This window comes from Massilia sp. Soil_C_3 (genome assembly GCF_057657035.1).
Genome location: NZ_JBDGJG010000008.1, coordinates 24,420 through 48,263, shown reverse-complemented (window position 1 = coordinate 48,263; position 23,844 = coordinate 24,420). Strand labels below are relative to the sequence as shown.

The 23,844-nt window shown below is 64.5% G+C and carries 13 protein-coding genes and 1 pseudogene; 8 read left to right on the top strand and 6 right to left on the bottom strand.

The genetic code is table 11. The features are described from left to right. Positions 1-17: 17 nt before the first annotated feature. The 3 genes from AC3A6F_RS17395 to AC3A6F_RS17385 are packed head-to-tail and all read left to right on the top strand — an operon-like array spanning position 18 to position 5,195. Complete coding sequence (locus AC3A6F_RS17395; protein ID WP_487682890.1) at positions 18-1,073, top strand: DUF5597 domain-containing protein; 1,056 nt, start codon at positions 18-20, stop codon at positions 1,071-1,073. Between the two features lie 31 nt (positions 1,074-1,104). Next, a complete protein-coding gene (locus AC3A6F_RS17390) occupies positions 1,105-3,132 on the top strand; it encodes a rhamnogalacturonan lyase (protein ID WP_487682888.1) in 2,028 nt (675 codons plus the stop codon). Next, complete coding sequence (locus tag AC3A6F_RS17385; protein WP_487682886.1) at positions 3,129-5,195, top strand: beta-galactosidase; 2,067 nt, start codon at positions 3,129-3,131, stop codon at positions 5,193-5,195. Before AC3A6F_RS17390 ends, AC3A6F_RS17385 begins: the two co-directional genes overlap by 4 nt. A 185-nt stretch (positions 5,196-5,380) precedes the next feature. Here the strand turns inward: AC3A6F_RS17385 and AC3A6F_RS17380 are convergent, their stop codons facing one another. The 3 genes and pseudogenes from AC3A6F_RS17380 to AC3A6F_RS17370 all read right to left on the bottom strand — a co-directional run bounded on the left by AC3A6F_RS17380 (position 5,381) and on the right by AC3A6F_RS17370 (position 10,327). After that, positions 5,381-8,494, bottom strand: a complete 3,114-nt coding sequence (locus AC3A6F_RS17380) for a TonB-dependent receptor (RefSeq protein WP_487682884.1) — start codon at positions 8,492-8,494, stop codon at positions 5,381-5,383. Between the two features lie 375 nt (positions 8,495-8,869). Then, positions 8,870-9,553: pseudogene (locus AC3A6F_RS17375) on the bottom strand (IS1595 family transposase); the annotation flags it as partial. A 153-nt stretch (positions 9,554-9,706) separates the two neighbouring features. Continuing rightward, complete coding sequence (locus AC3A6F_RS17370; protein WP_487682882.1) at positions 9,707-10,327, bottom strand: NF038120 family PEP-CTERM protein; 621 nt, start codon at positions 10,325-10,327, stop codon at positions 9,707-9,709. Positions 10,328-11,254: 927 nt separating this feature from the next. Here AC3A6F_RS17370 and AC3A6F_RS17365 point away from each other — a divergent pair. The 3 genes from AC3A6F_RS17365 to AC3A6F_RS17355 are packed head-to-tail and all read left to right on the top strand — an operon-like array spanning position 11,255 to position 13,550. After that, positions 11,255-11,548, top strand: coding sequence for a hypothetical protein (locus tag AC3A6F_RS17365; RefSeq protein ID WP_487682880.1), 294 nt, complete (start codon positions 11,255-11,257; stop codon positions 11,546-11,548). Further along, positions 11,545-12,075 carry a hypothetical protein gene (locus tag AC3A6F_RS17360; RefSeq protein ID WP_487682878.1) on the top strand — a complete coding sequence of 177 codons (531 nt, stop codon included), beginning with the start codon at positions 11,545-11,547 and terminating at the stop codon, positions 12,073-12,075. The genes AC3A6F_RS17365 and AC3A6F_RS17360 overlap by 4 nt, the downstream gene beginning before the upstream one ends. A 29-nt stretch (positions 12,076-12,104) precedes the next feature. Then, complete coding sequence (locus tag AC3A6F_RS17355) at positions 12,105-13,550, top strand: NAD-dependent succinate-semialdehyde dehydrogenase (protein ID WP_487682876.1); 1,446 nt, start codon at positions 12,105-12,107, stop codon at positions 13,548-13,550. A gap of 195 nt (positions 13,551-13,745) precedes the next feature. Here the strand turns inward: AC3A6F_RS17355 and AC3A6F_RS17350 are convergent, their stop codons facing one another. Together AC3A6F_RS17350 and AC3A6F_RS17345 are read right to left on the bottom strand one after the other, a co-directional pair. Then, entirely contained in the window at positions 13,746-14,696 is a 951-nt protein-coding gene (locus AC3A6F_RS17350) for a glycoside hydrolase family 43 protein (RefSeq protein ID WP_487682874.1), read from the bottom strand. Then, the gene (locus tag AC3A6F_RS17345; protein ID WP_487682872.1) at positions 14,693-16,651 is read right to left on the bottom strand and encodes a family 43 glycosylhydrolase; all 1,959 of its coding nucleotides are present in this window, start codon (positions 16,649-16,651) and stop codon (positions 14,693-14,695) included. Before AC3A6F_RS17345 ends, AC3A6F_RS17350 begins: the two co-directional genes overlap by 4 nt. Positions 16,652-16,846: 195 nt before the next feature. On the opposite strand from AC3A6F_RS17345, the gene AC3A6F_RS17340 reads away from it, so the two are divergent. Then, complete coding sequence (locus tag AC3A6F_RS17340) at positions 16,847-18,373, top strand: family 43 glycosylhydrolase (RefSeq protein ID WP_487682870.1); 1,527 nt, start codon at positions 16,847-16,849, stop codon at positions 18,371-18,373. Next, positions 18,370-20,730, top strand: a complete 2,361-nt coding sequence (locus tag AC3A6F_RS17335) for a glycoside hydrolase family 2 protein (protein ID WP_487682868.1) — start codon at positions 18,370-18,372, stop codon at positions 20,728-20,730. Before AC3A6F_RS17340 ends, AC3A6F_RS17335 begins: the two co-directional genes overlap by 4 nt. On the opposite strand, the gene AC3A6F_RS17330 is transcribed toward AC3A6F_RS17335, so the two are convergent. Further along, on the bottom strand, positions 20,707-23,697 hold the full coding sequence (locus AC3A6F_RS17330; RefSeq protein ID WP_487682866.1) for a TonB-dependent receptor: 2,991 nt from the start codon (positions 23,695-23,697) through the stop codon (positions 20,707-20,709). The genes AC3A6F_RS17335 and AC3A6F_RS17330 overlap by 24 nt on opposite strands. Positions 23,698-23,844: the final 147 nt, after the last annotated feature.

The following is a 23,844-nucleotide window of genomic DNA, read 5'->3' as shown; positions in this document are numbered from 1 at the left end:
TGGAAAACGAGATCGGTATGCTGCCGGTCGTGCGCGACTACAGCCCGCAGGCGCAGGCCGCGTTCGAGGGCGCGGTGCCCGCGGCGCTGATGGCCTATCTGCAAACGCACCGGGCCAGCCTGCATCCGTATGTGCGCGACGTCTGGGCTGCCGGCGGCTACCGCAGCGCCGGCACCTGGCGCGAGGTGTTTGGCGACAGCATCGACGCCCAGCAGATATTCCAGGCCTGGGGTTTTTCGGTGTTCACCAATGCACTGACCAGGGCCGGCAAGGCGGCTTACAACCTGCCGATGTATATCAACGTGGCGCTCAACAGCCCTGACCAGAAGCCGGGCGAATATCCGAGCGGCGGCCCGCTGCCGCATCTGTTCGACATCTGGAAGGCCGGCGGCCCCGATATCGACCTGATCGGCATGGACATCTATTATCCGAACTACGTGCAATGGGTCGACCAGTTCAAGCGCTCCGACAATCCGGTATTCGTGCCGGAAGCGAACCGCTCGGGCCAGCCGGATGCCGGCGGCAACGCGTTCTACACGATTGGCGAGCTGGACGGCATCGGGTTCTCGCCATTCCACATCGAATCGCTGCCGAACCCCGCGAGCAATGTGCTGACCGATGCCTACCGGGTGCTGCGCCAGATTGCTCCGCTGGTTCTCGCCAACCAGGGCCGTGGCACCATGCGCGGTTTCAAGGCGCCGCTGAGCTACGAGGGCGTGCTCGACGAAACCCCGCGCACCATCGAACTGGGCGGCTACAGGATGAACGTATCGATGGTCGATCCGCGTACGCCCAAGCCGACCCAGGATATCCAGGCGCACGGCGGCCTGATCATCCAGACCGGGAAGGACGAATTTCTGGTGGCCGGCAGGGGCGTGGTGATCCGGTTCACCGACGCGGCGCAATCGGGCTACCAGGTCGGCATCGAGCAGATCGTCGAAGGCGAATTCGTCGATGGCCGCTGGGCGCCGGGGCGCTGGCTCAATGGCGACGAAAACGGCCAGGGCCGCTATCTGCGTCTTCCGCCGGAAGGGTTCGGCATCCAGAAGATCAAGCTGTATCGCTTCAAATAACATCACCACCAATAACAAGGAGACGGGAACAATGACGACGATGTGCAGGTTCACACTGCGCCGGGGCCTGGCCCTGGGCGCAGCGACCTTCGGGTTGATCGCCGGTACGGCCGTGGCAGCGGCGCCGCGCTGGATGGAAGCGCTCGATCGCGGCGCCGTCGCCGTGCCGGCCAGGGAGGGCGGCATTCTGGTGCACTGGCGCCTGCTGGGGAACGATGCGCCGCAGACCGCGTTCGACGTCTACCGCGATGGCCAGAAAATCAATGCCAACCCGCTGGCCGGCGGCACCAACTTCGTCGACAAGGACGGCGGGCCGCAATCGACCTATGTCGTCAAGACCCGCGTCGGCGGCAAGGTCATTGCGTCGAGCGACCCGGTCAAGGTCTGGAACGATGGCTACCTGAGCATCCCCATCGAGCCGCCCGCGGGCGGCGTCACCCTAAGCGGCGAAGGCTATTCGTACACCGCGCACGAGGCGAGCGTCGGCGACCTGGATGGGGACGGGCGCTACGAGATCGTCCTGAAGTGGGACCCGGCGCAGACCGATCCGAAAACGCTGCCCTACATCCATCCGTCGAACGCCCGCGACAATGCGTTCGACGGCTACACCGGCAACGTCTATCTTGACGCCTACACGCTCGAAGGCAAGCGGCTGTGGCGCATCGATCTGGGGAAAAACATCCGGGCCGGGGCGCACTACACGCAGTTCCAGGTATTCGACTATGACGGCGACGGACGCGCCGAACTGGCCGTGCGCACCAGCGACGGCACGATCGACGGCACCGGCAAGGTGCTGGGCGACCCCAGGGCCGACTGGCGCGAACATGGTGGCGAGACAGCCTCGACCGACCGTACCGGCGGCAAGAAGCAGCCGGACGGCAGCCTCGTCGCGCCGCTGCAGGGCCGCATCCTGAAGGGCCCCGAGTTCCTGACCGTGTTCGATGGCTTGACCGGCAAGGCCCTAGCCAGCGAGCCTTACTGGCCGGGGCGAGACCCGCGCACCGATGCACCGACTGCGGCGCAATTGACTGAAACCTGGGGCGACGGCTATGGCAACCGCTCGGATCGCTTCCTGGCCGGCACCGCTTATCTGGACGGGCAGCGCCCGAGCATCATCATGGCGCGCGGCTATTACGGCCGCTCGGCGGTGGCGGCCTGGGACTGGCGCGACGGCAAACTGACGCGGCGCTGGGCCTTCGATAGCGCAGCGCCCGGCAACGAAGGCTACGGCGGCCAGGGCAACCACCAGCTCAGCGTGGCCGACGTCGACGACGATGGCAAGGATGAAATCATCTACGGCTCGATGGCGATCGACGACAATGGCCGCGGCCTGTGGAACGCGAACCTCAAGCATGGCGACGCGATGGCCGTGAGCGACCTCGACCCATCCCGCCCGGGCCTGGAGAAATTCGGCGCCCATGAAGACGTCAAGCACAACGGCGGCATCGGCGCGGCCATGCTCGACGCGCGCACCGGCAAGGTCTTGTGGAGCACCCCGGCCGACAAGGATACCGGGCGGGGCGTGGCGGCCGACATCGATCCGCGTTTCCCGGGCGCGGAAGCCTGGGCCGCGAACAACGACATCCTGTACACGGCGCAGGGCAAACCGATCGACGGCGTCAAGCATCCGCGCGAGATGAGCTTTTTCGTCTGGTGGGACGGCGACGACCTGCGCGAGATGTTCGACAAGAACCGCATCACCAAGTGGGACTGGCTGGCCGGCAAATCGAACAATCTGCTGGAGGCGACGGGCGCGCAGCACACGACCGGCACCAAGAACGTGCCGGTGCTGTCGGGCGACCTGTTCGGCGACTGGCGCGAAGAAGTCATCTGGCACACGCCGGATGAACGGTTCCTGCGCATCTACACCACGCCGTACCCGACCGCACGCCGCCTGCCGACCCTGATGCACGACGCCCAGTACCGCGTCGCCATCGCCTGGCAAAACACCGCGTACAACCAGCCGCCGTACCCGAGCTACTTTATCGGCGACGGCATGGCCACCCCAGCGGCGCCGGCCATTGTCGTGCGCAAGAGCGCCAGCGCCCGCCGTCCATGAGGGCGCGCGGTTCAGTGCTGGCGGCGGCGACGGCGCTGCTGCTGGGCACGCTGCTGCCCGCCGCGCAACCGGTGATGGCGCAGCAGGCCAGCAGCCGGGCCGGCTGGGCGGGGCAGGGACAGCTGTTCGTCGGCGCCTGCTACCAGCCGGTCGACCGCTCGCCGGCGCAGATCGCCCGGGACATTGCCCACATGAAAGAGGCGGGTTTGACCATCGTGCGCATGGGCGACCTCTCATGGGATTATTTCGAGCCGCAGGACGGCAAGTTCAGCTTCGAGGCATTCGACGCCGTCATGGCGCAGATGCACGCGGCCGGGATCAAGGTGCTGTTCGACGTCGGCGGCTCGCCGGCGCCCCAGTGGCTGCACCAGCGCTATCCGGGCGTCACCCTGGTGCGGGAAGACGGCAGCACGCTGTATCCCGCCGAGCGCTATATGGACGACATCTCGGATCCCGATTACCGCCGCCTGCTGCGGCGTTTCGCCGACACTGTGCTGCAGCGCTATGGCCAGCATCCGGCCGTCGTCGCCATCGGCTTTAACAACGAGATCGGCAACGGCTACATGTCGTTCTCGGAACCGGTACGCCAGCGCTTCATCGGCTGGCTCAAGCAAAAGTATGGCACGCTGGCGGCGCTCAACGAGGCATGGGCGGCGCAGCGCTGGTCGCGCACCGTGACAGACTGGGACCAGATACGGATCCCGAGCGTGGCCGGGCTGGGACCCAACGAGCGCTACCTCGACATGCGCCGCTACTGGTCGAGCGTCACGATCGATGTGTTGGCCGACCTCGAGGCGATCCGCAAGCGCCGCGCCCCGGACAAGCCGGCGATCTCGAACCTGTTTCCCGACGCGGCCCGGCGCGGCTTCGATTACCTGGCCAGTTACCGGCAGTACGCGACCCACGGCGCCTTCGGCTACTACGCCGGCAACGTCATCGCCGGTGCGTTCGAAACCATGATGATGAGGGGCGCGATGTCGTCGCCCGTCTGGTTCAACGAGTTCCAGGCCGGCAATTTCGGCTTCTATGGCGAGAAGGGCCGCTCGCGCGTGCTGACCTACCTCGGCCTGCTCAACGGCGGCCAGGGCATGCTGGCCTGGACCTTCAACAGCCATCTCGGCGGGGAAGAGCAGATCATTTTCGGCCTGATCGACCATAACGACAAGCCTTCCTGGAAGCTGGCGGAATGGGGAACGATTTCCCGGGAGTTCAAGGTCATGCAGAAACTGGGCTTTCCGCGCGAGCTCAAGCCCGAGATCGCCATCTCGTATTCGTGGGAATCGCGACAGGCAGCCAGCCGCCAGTCGGAGGGCACCCGGCTGGCGAAATACTACGGCACGCCGTACCGCGACCACAAGTACCACGCTTTCAGTCCGCTCTACAATGACAATCTCGACGTGGCGGTCATCGACGTTGCCCATGAAGACCTGCGCCGCTACAAGCTCCTGGTCATTCCGGGCGAATACCTGATGGACGCGGCGGCCACCGACGCCGTGCGCCGCTACGTCGACGGCGGCGGCACGGTGGTCATGACGGCGCAGTCGGCCAAGGCCGACGGCAACAACCAGTGGTACGGCACCGACCTGCCTGGCCGGCTCAGCGACGTGTTCGGCCTGGTCACCCAGGCGTTCTACGTCCATCCGGGGCCGCTCGAAGGCAGAATCGACGGGGTCGCGTTCAAGTCCACCAACCATTTCTACGAGGTGCTCGAGCCGTCGACGGCGCAGGTACTGGCGCGTTTCTCGAACGTGGACGGCGCGCCGCCGGCCGTGACCGTCAACCGCTATGGCAAGGGCCGCGCGATCTATGTCGCGACCCAGGCCCAGCCTTCGCTGCTCCAGCCGCTGTACCGCCAGCTCTACCGCGAACTCGGGATCGATCGCGGCCCGGTCACGCCCGAAGGCGTGTATGCCCGCGTCGTCAACGGTCGCACGCTGTACGTCAACACCAATCGCAAGGCGGTCGAGGTCGACATCAGCGGGCAGAAAGAAGGCCTTCTCTCCGGGAAAACCTGGAGCGGCAAGCTCCAGCTTGGATCGAACGGCGTCGACGTCATTCAATAGCGGGAATGCCGGCGTGCGTCAGCGCGCCGGCACTGCACCCGGGACACGTGGTTCGTTTGGCGCTCTCATCAATAGCGAACGGTGGCAGCGCCAAAAAAATGCCCGCGTATCTGCGTATGCGGGCGCAAAAATCGATCGCAGGGCCCGAGCCACTGCGACCGCTTGGAGACAGTTAGCCGGCAGGCCTAGAACTTGTAGCTCGCGCCCACGTAGTAGCGGCGGCCGTTCCAGACGAAGTCGTTCTTGCGTTGCGACGCGCCGGCCGTGGTTTGCGAGACCTCGTCGGTCAGGTTCTTCGCTTCGATCGACACCGTCAGCTGCGGCGTGATGCGGTATTGCAGCTTCGCATCGAGGTAGCCGTTCTTTTCCATGAAGACAGGATTGCCGGTATTGATGTCATTGCCGCCCGTGTAATAGGCGTCGCGGAAGTTGTAGGCCAGGCGCGCGTTGAACCCGTATTTGTCATACCAGAGCGACACGTTGTAGGCGTTCTTCGACATGCCCGGGAAAGGCAGTTCGCTGCCGTCGAGCGTGTTGATGAGCGATGCGCCGGCCGCATACTCGAAATCCATCCGGGTGTAGTTCGCATCGACGCCGAAGCCGTCGAGCCATCCGGGCAGGAAGGTCAGCGCGGTGCGGCCGGCCACTTCGATCCCCTTCGTGGTCGCGCCTTCGAAGTTGACGGTGGTGTTGACATCCCACAGCCGGCCGTCGCCAAACAGGTCCTTGCGCACGATGACGTTCGGCTGGATCGAGGTCTGGATGTCCTTGCGGAAGTACGCCAGGCTCAACTGAGTGTCGCGGTTCGGATACCACTCGATCGACACGTCCTTGTTGGCGGCGCGGTAGGGTTTCAGGTCCGGATTGCCGGCACTGCAGTCATCGGTGCCGTCGCCGCCGAACTGCGTGTTGCCGCTACCCTCCAGGCAGTTGATGGCGGGCGCCAGCCGGTTGATGGCGGGGCGCGACATCACCTTGCCATAACCAATCCGCGCAACCAGCCGGTTCGGCGCCAGCCACGTGGCCGCATTGAAACTGGGCAGCACGTCATGGTACTTGTTGTCCTTCGTGACGATCGAATTGGTGATGACGCGGTCGTCGAAGGTGGCGCTGCCCGCGCTGCGCTCGATGCGGCGGCGGTATTGCTGGATGCCGGTCGACGAGGTGCTCGTCCCCGTGTAGCGCAGGCCGATATTGCCATCGATCTCGTACCCGAGCAAGGCATGCTCGAAGTCGAGACGCAGGTAGGCCGAGCGGATGCGCTCGCGCGTATCGTAGGCCGGCACCTGGGCATAGATATTGCCGTCGCGGCCCAGCGCCTGGCGCACTTCGTCGTGGTTGAACCTGGACGTATCGAACATTGGTGCGGCGCTCCCGTAGTTTGGCGTCATCCAGTTGGCGGGATAGCCGCCCAGCCCGGCTCCGCTGAGGAAGTCCGGTGACAGCGAGCGCACGGCATTGACGAAGTCCTGCATTTGCGCGGCGTCGATCCAGGTCTCGGTGTTATTGCTGTTCATAAAGCTCTGGACTGTCGGTGGGCGCTGGCCTGCGCCGTTGTAGAGCGGATCGAAGTTGCGGATGTGGGTCACGTTGGCCGCCTTGACGTCCAGGTCGTCCGCGGTGCTGGCCAGGTTGGCGCCGTTGTCGAGCAGGTAGCCGCCGCCGTTGTACTGGAACATGCGTGTCTTGCGACCCTGGCCGCCGACCCAGATCTTCTTGATGAAGGACGAATCGGTGCGGTAGCGCAGGTCGAGCTTGACCTGGTCTTCCATGCTTTCGGATTCGGTCGGGCGATAGTTCAGCTCGGCCCGGGTGTACGCTGACGCATTGTCCGGGTTCCAGCCTGCAGGAAACTCGAAATGTGGACGCCCGTCGGCATCGAGCCTGACCTTCATGCCCGGCGCGTGCATGGTCAAGCCGACATAATTGGTGTCGTTTTCGTATGCCGACTTGGACTTCACGATCAGGCCTTCCGCTTCCCATTGCCCCTGGCGCCAGTGGAACCCAGCAGTACGGTAATCGGAATCGACCAGTTGCCTGACGTCGCGCGCCGAGGTGCTGAAGGCGTTGTAGCCGCCCTGTCCGGCCAACCCGATGCAATCGCCTATCGTGTATTCGGTGACATGATGGTCCTTCACGACCATGCCGGCCGGCGTGGCGGTGGCGCTCGCCGGCGTACAGGTGCCGTTGGCGGCCACGGTGCCGTTGGGGTTGTAGCGCGGCAGCGTGCCGGCGTTCGCCAGGCGGTTGGCGTCGGCAAAATCGGTGCCGTAGGTCAGGTCCTGGAAGCGCGCTTCCTGCTTGTTGCGCTGGTAGCTGGCGAACCCGTTCAGGCCTTTGTTGATCTGGTACTGGGCCGTGAATTCGCCCGACTTGCGGTCGTTGTCGCGGGTGCTGATCCCGTAGCGCGGCACCGATGGCGAGTAGTCGAACCATTGACGGTCGCACGCGGTACGATCGGCGACCGCCAGGGCCGCGCAACCGGCCTTGCTGGTGACCGCGCCTGCCGCCGGGTTCACCGAATTGACCGTCTTCTCGGGCGAGAAGTCCCAGTCGCGGATGAAGCGCCACCCGGTGTTGCGCACGCCGTCGCCCTGCGTGTAGGCCTTGTCGGCCGTGATATTGGCCATCAGCCCCAGGTTTCCGTTCAAGAAACGGTCGGCGATCAGGAGGCTGGCGCGCGGTTGAACCCCGCCGCGCAGCGAGCCTTGCTGCCCTGACACATTGGCGACCGCCGTGAATGTCTTGAAGTCCAGCGGACGATTGGTCTTGACGCTGACGGTGCCGCCGATGCCGCCTTCCGTGATGTCCGCGGTGATCCCCTTGTAGACGTCGATCGACTTGACCAACTCGGCCGGTAGCTCGCGTAGCTCGGCGCCGCGCCCGGCGGTATTGTTGGTGCTCAGCACGGACGCGCCGTTGATTTCAACCCGGTTCAAGTCGGGCTCGACGCCCCGAATGGAAATCTGGCTGCCTTCACCAAAGTCGCGCGACAACTGCACGCCCGTAATGCGCGACAGGGCCTCCCCGACGTTCTTGTCGGGGAACTGGCCGATGTCTTCGGCGACGATCGAATCGGTGACCGTGCTGGCGTTCTTCTTGCGCTGGATCGCCGAGCTGACGGACTGGCGCGTGCCGGATACGACAACGACCGCCGGCGAGTCCGTCCCTGCGGCTGGGACTTCTGCCGGGGCCTGTTGCGCGTGCGCGCTGTGGCTGGCCAGTGCCGCCATCACGGCAGCAACGGCAGTCGCACAGCGCGTCCGGTGGAAGCGCGTTTTGCTTGAAAGTGTTGTCATGTGCGACGTCTCCTGTTTTTTTATGAGTGCTGCAGATGCGAACGTTCGGGCCGAGCGGATGCCTGCCTGATGGCTCGCTGTGTTCAATGACGGACGACGTAACGTCAGTTAGGGGCGGGTATCCGCACGCCTTGAGCGGCTTCACGCGCTGGCCGCGGTTCGTGCGGGAGTGCCGGCCAGGGCCGGCTCGATGGGGGCATGATCGTCTCCTGTGGTTTTCGTTTTTTTTGCGCGTTGCAGAGCGCTTGTCTTAACGACGCGTGTGGAGCCCATTTCCTAGCGGCGATTCCATGAATGCGCTGAATGATCATGACATTGATTGGAACGATGCAAGCCCAGCGCAGAGCAGTGCCCTTGGTTTAGACGCTGTCATCGTTACCTGTTGATGACTCCGAATGCAATATGCAGCAATTTCTCGACAGAAGTGACCCGCCCGCCATCGAGCGCCCAATGCCAGCCCAGGTAGTTGGGTAACCAGCGTTACGCCACGCCGTGAAAGCGCGCCAGCCATTCCTCGAAGCGCCGGTGATAGGCGTTCACATTTTGAAGGCGGATGGCGCCCTTGGCGCCGTTGCGGACGCGTTCGCCGGCGCTGAGATTGATGGACCGGTGGACAATGCGATGGGCGCGGGCGCGGGGGAAGGCGTGATAGGTGGCGTTGGCATCGGTAACCAGCAGCGCCTGGGGATCGAGTTTCGGCAGCAGGTGCCTGACCAGCTGGGCCACCTTCAAGGCGCCGCGACCGGTGACGGCGTCGATGGTCTGGCCGTTGCGGTCGCGCGCCACCAGGATGAAGTCGAGATGGTGCGAAATGCCGTGCAGCGCGGCCCTGCCGCCACGCTTGCGCGGCCGGCGATCGAGCTTGCGTGACCCCTTCTGCGATTCGAGGAGGAACGTTTCGTCGGCCTCGACGATGCGGACCAGGGGCTCGGGCCGGTCGCCCTTGACCCGGTCGAGAAAACGGTGGCGCCAGCGAAACGTCGTGTTGGGGTGCACGCCGAGCCGCTTGGCCGCAAAGCGTACTGTGCGGGAATCGAGCACCGTTTCCAGATAATCGAGCTACTTGCCCTGGTTCGCACTGCTTGAGGCCCACTTCGTCCCAAAAGCCAGCTATTCCGTAAATGGGTCGATGATCAAGCAAGACTGAACAACTGGCCCTGCGCGCGAGCCTGAGGAATGTGGAGCTCGATATTATCTACCGAGCACATCATTCTATCGGGCGAGGGGGCTGGGCAAGCGCCGGCGGCGAACTGAGCGAATGATTCCAAGGCCGGCAATCAGTATTGCCCAGGATGCGGGTTCTGGAACCTCTGCTGGAGAGAGGACGACATTATCAATTGCAAATTCCGGGAATTCTTGTCCGCCGGTGATTGTTAATGACGAAATGTTGACGAAGTTTTTAAAATTAAAATTTGAAAATGATTCAGCCAGATTTTCGTCCACGAAGATTGTTTCCGTTACGATGCCATTAACTCCCATTGCGGTGAGCATCAAAGTCAAGGGGCGATCGTATCCAAGAAAGGTTTGGGCGACATCCAATGATGTGAAGGAGAACAAGCCTTTATTCTCGAGATCAAAGGTGATGCTGCTCCCATTGAAACCATAAAATGCCGTTGTCCCATTTGAGGCGCATCCGGTACTGCTGCACATGCCTAAATGGTCAGCAGGATTATCCATAAGATAAAATCCGAACGGATCGGTCGCTGAATAAGTCACTTTGAATCCATCTTCGAGAAAGCTGTAGTCGAAGTATCCGTAGCCACCGTCTTGAGACTCGAAGTCGATTGTCGCAGCTAATGCGGAATTTGTTAACAGGACAGCCGTGACGGCCATTATTAATTTTCGGATCATGGTTAGTTTATCCCTAAAGTGAAAAATATTAACAGCCGGACGCGTACGAACTCTGTACTCCAACTGGCTGAATGCAATGCAAATCTACAACGGCTTCGCCTAACCTTTCGCGCGAAGGTGATTTCAACAGTCATCTGGGCAGTGAATATATCGCTGGGCAACAAATAATATTGAAGGGCAACCACGGTAAGATAAATTAATGTCTGGCCTTCGATCTAGAGTTGTTAAATAAATCTTATCCCAATACGTTGTTTTAAATTGTATCAATGTGTATGCATAAGAAATTTCGACAAACGGGGCGCACACATTAATTTTTGAAAACATTTCTAATCACAGTGCAAGATTCCTTATTTAGTGCGGCCTATATGATTGAGCAAGGCCAAATAAGTGAATGACGTGTGGCAGCCCCTGTTTTTATCGGTCAAATCGCTGCTCTGATCGATTACGGATGCACAAGGACGTCGGTTGACAGCCATGTTGTCGGCCGTTTTCCTGGACGACCTATTCCATGGCCCAGGCACATTTCTCCAAATACCTTCTTCGCTTGTTGCAATGCATCTGTTGACCCACCACAGACCGGTAGAGGGGGTCGCATCTAAATGATCGCGCGGCGCCAGATAGGCATTTTGCGTGTGTTGAAGATTGGGATTCCATGGGAATATCGCCGCGCGAACCGGGTTGCGGCAGTGGGATGACGTGTCGGCGCAGGTCTCACGAATGAACGCAAGCCAAGTGTGACAGCGCGTCTGGGAGGGCCGTCCTGTAACGGCTGCGTGCGCAACGCCAGGCCATGTGGGGTCGCGCTTACGCCGATGCTGCCAGCGTGCCCGCTTCTGCGAATGGCGAGCATCGGGGAGCCGTGCGGAAATCGAAGCCGGCATTTATTTCGTGGCGTCGATCGATGCATTCGTGCACGCGGTTTGGCGTGCGCGCGGGGCGGCGACCCATATTGCAAAGCGCGAGCAAGGCTGGGCCATCGCCGTGCTGGCGTTATTGGCGGCGGTCTTGAACGGTCCGACCACGGGCGACTTCCCTTGGGTGGCGCTGGCGCGTGGCGATTGGGCGGTGGCCGGGGCCGATCTCGTGCTGCTGGCCACCGCGGCCGTCGCGGCCCTGGCGGCATATCGGCTCGCAAGGCGCGTCAGCGCGGCAGCGGCCACGCCCTTGCCGAACGTCGTGCATCGCAAGGTGGAGTCCGGATGAGCGTTGCCTGGCTCGCCTCCATCGGCGCGCTATCCGCGACGTGGGCGTCGACGGGCCTTTTTTGCCTGCGCAGCGGCGCCATTCGGAACGTGTACGGGTGGGCGCCGCTGTCGCACCGCGGCGATATCCTGTGGAGTGGAGCGGCAAGCACCTTGTGTGTCTCGTCCCTGCTGTTGCGGGCCGATGTGGCGTCGCTCGCGCTGATCCTGTGGATCATCCTGCTGGCGTCCAGCGGCGTGGTGTTCGCCGTGCTGCTGCCGTTCTGGCCGGAGACCTGCCGGCGCTCGCTGGGCATTGCCGCATTGCTGGCGTTTGCGCTTGGATCGCGGGTATTCTGCGGTCCATCGACCGCGAGTGTGCAAGCGCCATGGACATGTGAATCAGGTACGGATGCCGCCTTTTTTTGCCACCTGAACAAAAAATCGACTGGGCGCACGATAGGCCACATCCCTGACTGGACCGTGGCCGGCCACGGCGCCCATATCCGTGGCGCTCTCGGCCAACCTCCGCGAAAAGGTCTATCATGAACGTTTTACCAAACCGGACCTTGATGCTCATGACGACTTCCAGCTATCCCGACATCCGCCTCCTGATCGCCAACGAATGGGTCGACGCCACCGGCGGCAAGACCATTCCCGTGGTCAATCCGGCCACCGGACAGCCGATCGGCAGCGTGGCCCATGCCGCCATCGCCGACCTGGACCGCGCCCTGGCCGCCGCCCAGAAAGGTTTCGAGGCCTGGCGCGTCGTTCCCGCCGCTGAGCGCGCCGCCACCATGCGCCGCGCCGCCAACCTGCTGCGCGAGCGCGCCGGCGACATCGCGCGCCTCCTGACCCAGGAACAGGGCAAACCGCTGGCCGAAGCGAAGATGGAAGCGCTGGCCGGCGCCGAGATCATCGACTGGTTCGCCGCCGAAGGCATGCGCGTGTATGGCCGCATCGTCCCGTCGCGCAATCCAGCCGCCCAGCAGCTGGTGCTGAAGGAACCGGTCGGCCCGGTCGCCGCCTTCACGCCGTGGAACTTCCCGATCAACCAGGTCGTGCGCAAGCTGGCCGCGGCGCTGGCCACCGGCTGCTCCTTCCTGTGCAAGGCGCCTGAAGAAACCCCGGCGTCGCCGGCCGCGCTGTTCCAGTGCTTCGTCGACGCCGGCGTGCCGCCGGGCGTGGTGGGCCTGGTGTTCGGCGATCCGGCCGAGATTTCCAGCTACCTGATCCCGCACCCGATCATCCGCAAGGTCACCTTCACCGGATCGACCCCGGTCGGCAAGCAGCTGGCCGCCCTGGCCGGCGCCCACATGAAGCGCGTGACGATGGAGCTGGGCGGCCATGCGCCGGTGATCGTCGCGGCCGACGCCGATGTCGCGCTGGCCGTCAGGGCCGCAGGCGGCGCCAAGTTCCGCAACGCGGGCCAGGTGTGCATCTCGCCGACCCGCTTCCTGGTGCACAACGCGGTCAAGGACGAGTTCACCCGCGCGCTGGTCAAGCACGCCGAAAGCCTCAAAATCGGTGACGGCCTGCACGAAGGCACCACCCTCGGGCCGCTGGCCAATCCACGCCGCCTGACGGCGATGTCGCAGCTGGTGGACGACGCGCGCGCCAAGGGCGCGGTGATCGCCACCGGTGGCGAGCGCGTGGGCGGTGCCGGCAACTTCTTCGCGCCGACCATCCTGGCCGACGTGCCGCTGGAGGCAAGCGTGTTCAACGACGAGCCATTCGGCCCAGTGGCGGCGATCCGCGGTTTCGACAGCCTCGAAGACGCGATTCTCGAAGCCAACCGCCTGCCGTTCGGCCTGGCCGGCTATGCGTTCACCAGCTCGATCAAGAACGCCCAGCTCCTGATGAACCGCGTCGAAGTCGGCATGTTGTGGATCAACCAGCCGGCCACGCCAAGCGCCGAGATGCCGTTCGGCGGCATCAAGGATTCGGGCTATGGGTCCGAAGGCGGTCCCGAGGCGCTGGAATCCTACCTCAACACCAAGGCTGTTTCGATGGTCGGGGTTTGATCTTGTGCCAGTGAGTTGGGCGCCAACTCTTCCATCGTTCGCCTGAAAACGTCGTTCCCGCGCAGGCGGGAACCCAAGTGCTGCTAACGTCGTCGAAACGCTAGCAACTTAGGTTCCCACCTTCGTGGGAACGACGGTCTTAAGGTAGCTCAAAAAGACCTTTGCCTTGACTTGACGTCATCAGGGTCTGACTCGCTAGCCGCCACAGCCCGGCGCCGGATTGGCTGCCGGGCCATTGCGGGTCTGGGCGATGTGGGCAATTGCGCCGTCCTTCCCGTAGTTGAATTCCTCGACCGCGACCGAGCGGCGGTAGTCGGCGCCCGACAGCATCTCGTTGTGATAGAAGATGTAGGATTTGCCGTTGAAGTCGGCGAACGCCTGGTGGATCGTGTGGGTCACCTTGTTCTTGTCCATGATTACGCCGCGATACGTCCAGGGGCCGGTCGGGCTGGGCCCCGTCGCATAGGCGATCACCTCGGGCAGGCCGCTCGCATAGCTCAGGTAGTACACGCCGTCGCGCTTGTGCAGCCAGGGCGCCTCTTCGAAATTGAACAGGCCCACCGTCTGGATCGGGCCATCGAGCTCGATCATGTTCGGCTTGAGCTTGACGTATTTGAGCACCTTGTTCCCGAAGTACATATAGGCCTGGCCGTCGTCATCCACGAACACGGCCGGGTCGATGTCGTCCCAGCCGTTCGGCGTCTCGCGCGTCATGTCGTTGGTCACCAGGGCCGAGCCGCGCGCGTCCCTGAATGGCCCGGTCGGCGTGTCCGATACGCCGACGCCGATGGCGAAGCCGGGGATCGTGGCGTGCTTGACCGGCGCATACAGATAGTATTTCCCCTCGTGCCTGACGACGTCGGCGGCGAAGGCATCGGCCTTGGCCCAGGCGAAGGTCTTGACCGTGGCAGCCACGCCGTGGTCGGTCCAGTTGCGCATATCGCAGGTCGAGAACACGCGCCACTCGTTCATCTTGTAGGTCGTCTCGCCCGGCTTGGCTTCGTCGCGGCCGGTGTACAGGTACAGGCGCTTGCCGTCGACTACGACGGCCGGGTCGGCGGTGAAGATATCGGTGACGATGGGGTTATCGGCGTGTGCGGCGGCGGCAAGGCAGAAAAGCAGGGCGGGCAGCAGGTATCGCTTCATTGTGGGCTCGCTTTCGTTGGTGCGGCCACCGGCCAGCGGGCCTGGATGCGCCGGTATTCGTCGGTACCGATGTTCAGGATGGCGCCGTGGCGCTTCTTGCTGTGGCCATAACCGATCCTGGCCGGGTCCGCGCGCCGGAAGCGTTCCGGCCGGGACAGGTCGTCGCTGGTCAATGCCAGGTAGCCGGCACGGCGCGCATACTGGTCGACCCACATGGCCCATTCGCCGGTCTGCGCGATCCTGAACAGGATCGGCCCTTCGACGTCCTTGCCGGTCAGGCCGAGCGGCCGCAGGTCGCCCAGCACATCCCATTGGCCCAGGAGCTCGTTGGCGCCTTCCAGCGTCAGCTGGCCGTCGCCCGAAGCGCGCACGTAGCGGTAGCGTGAGCGCGGATCGTCGACCTTGACGATCTGGGTATCGATCAGGCCATGCGTGCCGGGACGGTCGATATACAGCGTGGCCGGCGTGAAGCTGACGAAGTCGCGCGTGCGTGAGTAATAGATGCGCGGCTTGGTGACGCCGCCAGCCGGCGAGATGGTGGCCCAGTAGACTAGGTAGTCGCCGCTGCCTTCGTCGTAGATGGCTTCGGGCGCCCAGGCGCTGCCGGCGTCCGGAATGGCGCCGGCCACCTCCACCAGGCGCGGCGCCGACCAGTCGACCAGGTTGGTCGATTCCCAGATCACCAGTTTCGTGCTGCCCTTGTGCATGGCGGCTTGCCAGCCCTTGCCGCTGGCGATGCGCAGGTCGGTGGCGAGGATCCAGAACTTGTCGCCCCGTGGCGAGCGCACGATCGCCGGATCACGCACGCCCTGTTCGCCGATCGTGCTGCGCAGGACCGGCTTCGAGCCGTTCAGGTCGGACCAGCGGTAGCCATCCTGGCTGGTGGCGAAATAGATCTGCTCGCCGTCGGTGGTCTCGCTGGTGAAGTGGGCCAGCAGGTAGTTGGGGCGGTCTGCCGGCGCGGCGGCGGAGGATACGCCGGTCAGGCCTTTGCCATCGACGATCGGCTCGCCGGCGTCGCCAGGCTGGAAGGCGGGCTGCATGGGATCCATCGGCAGGATGTCGCCGTTGGCGTCGAACGTCATCTTCGCCAGCACCGTCTGGCGCTGGTAGCCGTTGCCGTCCGGGATGGCGTGGCGGTGGTAGGCCACGTACCAGCGATCGGTGCCGGGCACCTGGACCACGCTGTGGTGGGCGGTGCCGACCGCCGGGCCATTCTTTTGCAGGACGATGAAGTTGTTCTTGGCCGCTTTCACCGGCCCCAGTGGCGAATCCGCCGTGCCCCAGCCGACCCGGTAATTGGGGCTGCGCGCATCGTCGATCGACCACATGAAGTAGTACTTGCCCTGGCGCTTGAAGACCACGACGCCTTCGCGGAAGTCCTTCATCGGGATGCGATGGACCTCGCCTTCGACGGTGACCATGTCCGGCTTGAGCTTGTAGGCGTTGGCCTCGATGCCGTTGCCCCAGTACAGATAGGCCTGGCCGTTGTCGTCGATGAAGGGGTAGGGGTCGATCGTGTTCGTCGTCATCTTGCTGCTGCGGACCACCAGTGGCGCACCAAGCGCGTCGACGAACGGACCGGTAGGCGATTTGGCCGTGGCCACGCCGATCTTGTGATCGGCGCTGAAGTAGAAATAATAGGTGCCGTTGCGCTCGATGGCGTCCGGCGCCCAGGCCTTGATATTCGCCCACTTCAGATCGTTGGCGGCGTCCAGCACCATTCGCTCTTTCTTCCACTTGACGAGGTCCTTCGAGGACCAGACCGAGAAGTCGGTGGTCATCCAGTTCGGCTTGTCGGAAGTCGGGTAAAGATAATAGGTGTCGCCGAATACCCTGATCGACGGGTTCGCGGTGAATCCCTCGAGGGCGGGCGCGGGGGCGAGGCCTTGCGCCTGCACGGCGATCAGGGCGCTGGCCGCGAAGGCGGTGGCCGAAGACAGGAGGCGATGCATGCTGGGTTGGACTCCGTACGGGATGGACAGAGTGCGATTATGGGCGATGTGTTCCGGGCGAGTCCGGGCAATGGCGGTTTGCTCAGCATGTTGATCGGATGAGCGTCGTCGCAGGCGGCAGGGCGCTCTTATACTGCCGAGCGGGACGCGACGTTCCCGCATGCCCGACGTGTCGGGCGCCATACTGGAGAATCGATGATCGAGCATTTCCTCCGCAGCGGCCGGTTTGCCTGCTTGGCGCTGGTCCTGACCCTTGCTGGCGCCGCGCAGCAGGCAATCGCCGCCGACACCACGACCATCCGCAACGGCAGCTTCTGGAAGGACACCGCCGGCACACCGATCTACTCGCAGGGCGGCGGCATGCTCAAGGTCGGCGCGAAGTACTACTGGTATGGCGTCAAATACGCCGAGGCGGTGAGCTATGCCAAAGCGCCGGAAAAAGCACTGGATCAGCCGCACTTCAGCGCGGTCACCGCCTATTCGTCGACCGATCTGGTGAACTGGACCTTCGAGGGCGATGTCCTCACGCCCCAGGGCCTGGGGGAGCACTACGATCCCAAGGCCTGGCTGGGCCGCATGGGCGTGGTCTACCACAAGGCGAGCCGCAAGTACGTGCTGCTCACCCAGTACACCAGCAAGGGCACGGGTGGCGGCGTGCTGTTCGCCACCAGCGACAGTCCCAACGGCCCCTTCATGTTCGAGCGGCTGCAGGCGAAGATCGACAACGTCGCCACGCCCACCTCGGGCGACCAGACCGTGTTCACCGACGACGACGGCCAGCCTTACCTGATCTTCAGCAGCAACGGCGACCGGCGCCAGTTGTACGTTGCGCCGCTGCGGCCGTCCGACTTCCTGCAGGTCGAAGCGGCGACGAACATCCACAGCGCGCCGGCCGGCGGGCGCGAAGGCAATGCGATGTTCAAGTACAAGGGACTGTACTATTTCTGCTCGTCCGACCTGCACGGCTGGAACGCCTCGCGCAGCTTCTACATGACGTCGCCGAACATCACCGGTCCCTACGCCCCGGAGCGGATCATCGAGGGCACCGAGGCGGACTTTTCGCACGTGTCGCAGAACGGCTTCTTCATCCCGGTCCAGGGCAGCGCCGGCACCACGGTGTTGTATGCGGGCGACCGCTGGAGCAATTTTGCCGGCAACGGGCATGGCTACCACGTCTGGACGCCGCTGTCGTTCGAGGGGACGGCGCCGCGCTTCAACTCGCTCAGCGAATTCACGCTGGACGCCGCGCGCGGCGCCTGGGCCGTCGGCAAGGGCAATAACTACCTGCTGAATCCCGGCTTCGAGGCGGACCGGGTGCGCCAGACGAGCGTCGCCGGATGGGTGAGCAGCTGGACCAGCATCAAGGGCGATGCGCCGTTCATGAACGTGCTGGACGGACGCACCGGACGCTGGGCATTGAGCCTGCGCCATGCGGGGCAGACGATGGGCAGCGCGATCCAGAACGTTACGCTGCCGAACGGCCGATATACCCTCAGGGCCTGGGTGAAAAGCAGCGGCGGCCAGCGCGTGGCGCGCCTGTACGCGTCCGGCCATGGCGGCGCCGAAATCGCCCGCTCGCTGCCGGACCCGTTGGCCGGGTGGACCGAGCTGACGCTGCCCGGCATCCAGGTCGCCACCGGCAGCGTGCAGATCGGCGTCTATTCGGAAGGGAAGGACGGCGATTGGCTCGCCCTCGACGACTTCAGCCTGGTGCGTGAATGATGAATATCGGGACGACCCTGATCCGCTTGACTCGCCTGGTGCTGCTCCCGTTGGCGCTGGCCGCGCCCGCACAGGCGGCGGAGCTGAACCTGAATGCTTCCTGGCAGTTCTACCGCGACGAGGGCGGCCAGCTCGCCAGCGCGGACCAGGTGCCGGACGGCGCCTGGTCGGAGGTGAATCTCCCGCATGCGGCGCGCATCGAGCCGCGCGTGCCCACGGCGACCTGGCAGGGCACGGCGTTCTACAAGAAGCGCCTGAACGTCACGCTGCGGCCGGGCGAGCGCGCGATCCTGCGTTTCGAGGGCGTGATGAACGTGGCCGACGTCTGGCTCAACGGCCGCCACCTGGGACAGCACCTTGGCGGCTACCTGCCGTTCGCGTTCGACGTCACCGATGTTCTGCGTGCGAATGGCGGAAACGAACTCGTGGTGCGCGCCAATAACGAAGACAATCCGATCACCGGCCCCAAGCCGCTCAAGCAGCTCGACTACATCCAGCATGGCGGCATCTACCGAGATGTGCGGCTCGTGATCAAGCCGCCGGTGCACGTCACGGACGAGATGCTCTCGGCCACGCCGGCCGGCGGCGGGGTGTTCGTGACTTATCCGCGCGCCGGCAAGAGCGAGGCGCAGGTAGAGGTCAAGGCCGAGGTCAGCAACACGTCAACGAGCGCGCAGGCGGTCACCGTGCGGCACACGCTGGCATGGGAGGGCAGGCAAGTGGCCCAGGTCGAGCAGCAGCTGCGCCTGAAGGCGGGAGAACGCCGCCACGTCACCATGCCGCTCACGGTGCGCGCGCCCAAATTATGGTCGCCGCAGGCGCCGAACCTGTACCGGCTCGAGACGAGGGTTTCTGCAGCCGGGCGCGAGGACGTGGTAGCGACCCGCATCGGTGTGCGCCGCCTGGCCTTCGATGGCGGCCGCCTGCTGCTCAACGGCGAGCCTGTGCGCCTGCGCGGCGTCAACCGTCACCAGGAATACCCATATGTCGGTTATGCGCTGTCGCCGCAGGCCGATGCGCGCGATGCGCTCCTGATCAAGCGCTACGGCTTCGACTTCGTGCGCCTGTCGCATTATCCGCAGTCGCCGGCCTTCATGGCGGCGGCCGACGAACTGGGCCTGATGGTCTTGCCGGCCATCCCCGGCTGGCAGTTCCACAATCCCGACCCGGCCTTCGCGCGCCAGACCGTGCGCACTTGCGCCGACATGATCCGGCGCGACCGCAACCACCCCAGCGTCGTAGCCTGGGAATGCTCGCTCAACGAGACCGACATGCCGGCCCCGCTGGTGCAGGCGCTGCACGCCACCGTGCACCAGGAATACCCGGGCGACCAGGCCTGGTCCGCCGGCTGGGTGCCGCAGACCTATGACCTGTATCTGCAGGCGCGCCAGCACCGGCTGGGCAGCAAGCATGCCTTGCCTGACAAGCCGCTGATCGTGTCCGAGTATGGCGACTGGGAATATTATGCGATGAACGCGGGCCTGAACCAGGACGCCTGGGCCGACCTCAAGCCGGTCGACCGCTCGAGCCGCCAGGCGCTGGGCAGCGGCGAAACGCGGCTGTTGCAGCAGGCCCGCAACGTGACCGAGGCCCACGACGACAATGCCGCCACGCCGGCCTTCGCCGACGGCTACTGGGTGATGTTCGACTATGCGCGCGGCTATGCGCCGGACCTCGAGGAATCGGGACTGCTCAGCATCGAGCGCGTGCCGAAGTTCGCGGCAGAATTCTTCCGCTCCCAGCGCAGCAGGGACGAAAGCTCGCCGCGCTGGGGCGGCGGCCCGATGGTCTTCATCGCCAGCTACTGGGAAACCAACTCGAATCCGCGCGTGCGTGTGTTCAGCAATGCCGAGGAAGTCGAGCTGCGCCTGAATGGCAAGACGGTCGGACGCCAGAAAAGCGCGCCCTCCAGCACCCACCCGCGCCTGGCGCATCCGCCGCTCGAATTCGATACCGGCGGCTATGCGCCCGGCGAACTGGTGGCGCTGGCCTATGCCGGCGGGCAGGTCGTCGCCGAGCACCGCGTGCGCACGCCCCGGCAGCCAACGACGCTGGCCGTGGAACTCGACGACCTCGGCGTGCCCGTGATCGAGGGCGACCTGGTCTTCCTGCGCGCCCGCCTGCGCGACGTCAACGGCACCACAATGCCCGCGAGCGGGACCGAAGTCGCGTTCTCAGGCATCGAAGGCGCGCAGATCGTCGGCAACCACGTGGTCGTCACCGAGGCGGGGATCGCCAGCGTGCTGGTACGCGTGAACGGGCCGCGCGCCGGCGTCAAGGTGCGGGCGCAGGCGGGCGCCCTGCGTGGCACGCTCGCCGGCGCCCCAGGCGCCTCAGAACTTGTACGCCATCCCTAAGGCGAAGGTCCGCCCCGAGTGCGCATACAGCAGCGTGTCGTTGCGCTGCGAGTCGCGCCCGTAGCGCAGCGGCTCGTCGGTCAGGTTGGACCCCTCGAGCGTGACGCGCAGTTGCGGCGTCAGGTTATACGACATCGAAAAATCCAGGTTGGTTGCCGCGTCGACGAAGGTGAAGTCGTGGCCGTTGACGTCGCCAAGCACGTTGAACAGATACTCGGAGCGATGCGCCGCCGAGATCCGTGCGCTGAATTTCGGATCCTCGTAGTACAGGGTCAGGTTGCCCGCCTTGGGCGACATGCCGACCAGGTTCGCATCCATCGACAGTTGCGGCAGGGTCGCGGTCGCGGTGCGCGTGATGTAGGTGATGGTCGATTTCACGCGCGTGTAGTTGGCCAGCAGGCCGAAGTTGCGCCATACGCCGGGCAGGAAGTTGAACGGCGCCTGCAGGTTGAACTCGAAGCCGTTGAGCGGCCCGCCCGGCGTGTTCACCGCGCGTCGCACCGTCACCAGCGAATCCGGCAGGGTCGGGCAGGCCGGCGTGCCGCCGGTGAGCGAACAGCCGGCGCCGGCCAGGAGGGCGTCCGGCAGGCCCAGCGAATTGTACGGAACCCGCTCGCCGACGCTCTGGATATAGGTGTCGATCTCCTTGCGGAAGAAGCCCAACGACACCATGGCGCCCTTGTCGTAGTACCACTCGGCCTGCAGGTCATAGGTCTTGGCGCGGATCGGGTCGAGTTCTGGATTGCCGATGCCGACCGTCTGCGCCTGCACATTGACGGCCGCCGACGGCGCCAGGTCGATGTATTCCGGCCGCGACAAGGTCTTGCCGGCCGAGAAGCGCAGGAACACGTCGCGCGGCAGTTGCGCGGTCAGGTTCAGCGCCGGCAGGTAATCGCGGTAGGTCTTGTCGAAGCTGATTTCTTCGAGGCGCCCGCCGGCATTGACCAGCGCCGCCGCCGTGGCCTTCGTCTCGGCGGCACGCACCCCGGCGTTACCGCGCAAGGTGACGGGGCCGACGTCGTAGTGGAAGTCCGCCGACAGGTAGAGCGCGTCGATCTTCTCGCGCACCCGGCGATTCGACTGGTTCAGCAGATTGTACTCCGAGCCCGGGACCGCGGCGCAGTGGCACTCGATGTCCCAGATCTTGCGGAACTTGTCGAGGTCGATGGCCACCCACTGGCTGGGATAGCCGCTGCCTTCCAGGCCGCGGCCGAAATTGCTGATCATGCGCGTCACGCTATCCATCCGGAAGCCGGCCGGATTGGGCAGGCCGTTCGGCGCACCCGAGCCGACCTCGAAATTGGTCCAGGAATTCTCGCGCGTCGACCAGCCGGTGCGCAGGGTGAGGTTGTCGTCGACGTCCCAGCTGGCGCCCACGGCATGGGTCTTGAGCTTGTTGCCGGTTTCGAGCTTGCGGCCGACGAACTGGCCGTGCACCGTGCCGTCCGGGTCCACCGGGCCCCAGCTGAAGTTGTCCGGATTGGCGACGTCGATGCCGAAATCGATGGTCGGGACGTTGCGGTTGCCGCGGAAGTCATAGGAAAAGCCGTTGACGTTGGGGGCGTCGATCTGCACCGTGGCGCGCATCGGCGAATCGAGCGTCGAGCGCGACACGCCGCTCATGAAATCGAGCTTGATGGTGTCGGTCAGCTTGTGCGTGCCCGAGAAGACGTGCTGGCGAAATTCAGTATTGTTCACGTCGAGCAGGCCTTCCGAGCGCACGTCGACGCCGTTGAAGCGGCCGTATTCCCAGCTGCCGTTGCCGTTGAACGAGGTCTCGACGATCGAGGTCTGCGGCTTGCCATTGGCGGCGGCGAGGCTGCGGCCGAACGAGATCGCCGAGATGTAGTTGTCGTAGCGGTCGTTCTTGAAGTCGCCGCCCAGCAGGTCGAGATTCAGTTCGGTGCCTGCGGCGGGGCGCCACTGGAAGGCCGCGGTCAGGCCGGCGCGTTCGTATTCGGCTACCGAGCGGCGGTAGCGCGGGATGCGCGGATGGAAGGCGCCCGACCCCGGGGCCGGCGTGGCCACCGTATTGCCATAGCTGTCGGTGCGGCCGACCACGTCGTTGTAGGCGGCGCCGGTGGAGGTGCGCGGCAGGCCGAAGCCGCAGTTGGCCGGTGTGATCCCCTTGACGCCTGAGTTGGCGGGATTCTGCGGCGTGGCTCCCGGCGGCGAGCAAAAGCCGCCGTCCGAGTCGGCCGACAGCAGTTCGACCGCCTCATAGCCTTCCTCGGTCGCATGGCGCTTGGAGTAGGCGGCCGAGACCAGGAAGCCCACCTTGCCGATGCCGGTATCCCAGCGGTTTGAGTACAGCGCCGTGGCGCGCGGGGCGGGGCGGTGGGCGAGCGTGTTGTAGGCCTGCTGGCCGCCGATGCTGATGGTCTCGTCCTTGAAGTCGAACGGGCGCGCCGCGCGCAGATCGACCGTGGCGCCGAGCGAACCCTCTTCGATGTCGGCCTGCGACGTCTTGCGCACTTCCAGGCTGTTGAACAGTTCCGAGGCGAACACCGAGAAGTCGAAGGCGCGCGAGCGGTTGGTGCTGCCGTTGATGTCCGAGGCGCCGGTCGCGGAGATCGCCTCGATGCCGTTGATGCGCACGCGGGTGAAGCCTGCATTCAGCCCGCGCACGCTGATCTGCTTGCCCTCGCCGCCGTCGCCGCGCACCAGCGACACACCCGGCACGCGCTGCAGCGATTCGGCCAGGTTCGCGTCAGGGAACTTGGCGACGTCTTCGGCCTTGATGACGTCGACGATGCCGTCCGCATTCTTCTTGGTGTTCAGTGCGCTGTTCAGGCTGGCGCGAAAGCCGGTGACGACCACGGTTTCAAGTGGCTGGTCGTTTGCCGTGGGCGGCGCGGTCTCCTGCGCTTGCGTGTCGAGCGTCGCAAGCATGCCGAGCACGCCGAGGCTGGTCAGGCTGCGGCGCAGTACTGCCGCGCCGGGGGAAAGCTGGTGTCTGGATCTCATGGTCGCTGTCTCCGATATCGATGTTATGTTTTGTGGGTAGGTGGCGATCTGCCATCTACCGCTTCAATGACGAAGCCAGACGCGGTTCCCGCCGCCGTCGGCTGTAAAGATCAAGTTGTTGATCGAATGGCGATGAAAGGGCCGTCA

Bases quoted from the DNA above. Each gene is read 5' to 3' on its own strand.
- AC3A6F_RS17395 (WP_487682890.1), top strand. From the start codon at position 18: ATGCTGCCGGTCGTGCGCGACTACAGCCCGCAGGCGCAGGCCGCGTTC.
- AC3A6F_RS17390 (WP_487682888.1), top strand. From the start codon at position 1,105: ATGACGACGATGTGCAGGTTCACACTGCGCCGGGGCCTGGCCCTGGGC.
- AC3A6F_RS17385 (WP_487682886.1), top strand. From the start codon at position 3,129: ATGAGGGCGCGCGGTTCAGTGCTGGCGGCGGCGACGGCGCTGCTGCTG.
- AC3A6F_RS17380 (WP_487682884.1), bottom strand. From the start codon at position 8,494: ATGACAACACTTTCAAGCAAAACGCGCTTCCACCGGACGCGCTGTGCG.
- AC3A6F_RS17370 (WP_487682882.1), bottom strand. From the start codon at position 10,327: ATGGCCGTCACGGCTGTCCTGTTAACAAATTCCGCATTAGCTGCGACA.
- AC3A6F_RS17360 (WP_487682878.1), top strand. From the start codon at position 11,545: ATGAGCGTTGCCTGGCTCGCCTCCATCGGCGCGCTATCCGCGACGTGG.
- AC3A6F_RS17355 (WP_487682876.1), top strand. From the start codon at position 12,105: ATGACGACTTCCAGCTATCCCGACATCCGCCTCCTGATCGCCAACGAA.
- AC3A6F_RS17350 (WP_487682874.1), bottom strand. From the start codon at position 14,696: ATGAAGCGATACCTGCTGCCCGCCCTGCTTTTCTGCCTTGCCGCCGCC.
- AC3A6F_RS17345 (WP_487682872.1), bottom strand. From the start codon at position 16,651: ATGCATCGCCTCCTGTCTTCGGCCACCGCCTTCGCGGCCAGCGCCCTG.
- AC3A6F_RS17340 (WP_487682870.1), top strand. From the start codon at position 16,847: ATGATCGAGCATTTCCTCCGCAGCGGCCGGTTTGCCTGCTTGGCGCTG.
- AC3A6F_RS17335 (WP_487682868.1), top strand. From the start codon at position 18,370: ATGATGAATATCGGGACGACCCTGATCCGCTTGACTCGCCTGGTGCTG.
- AC3A6F_RS17330 (WP_487682866.1), bottom strand. From the start codon at position 23,697: ATGAGATCCAGACACCAGCTTTCCCCCGGCGCGGCAGTACTGCGCCGC.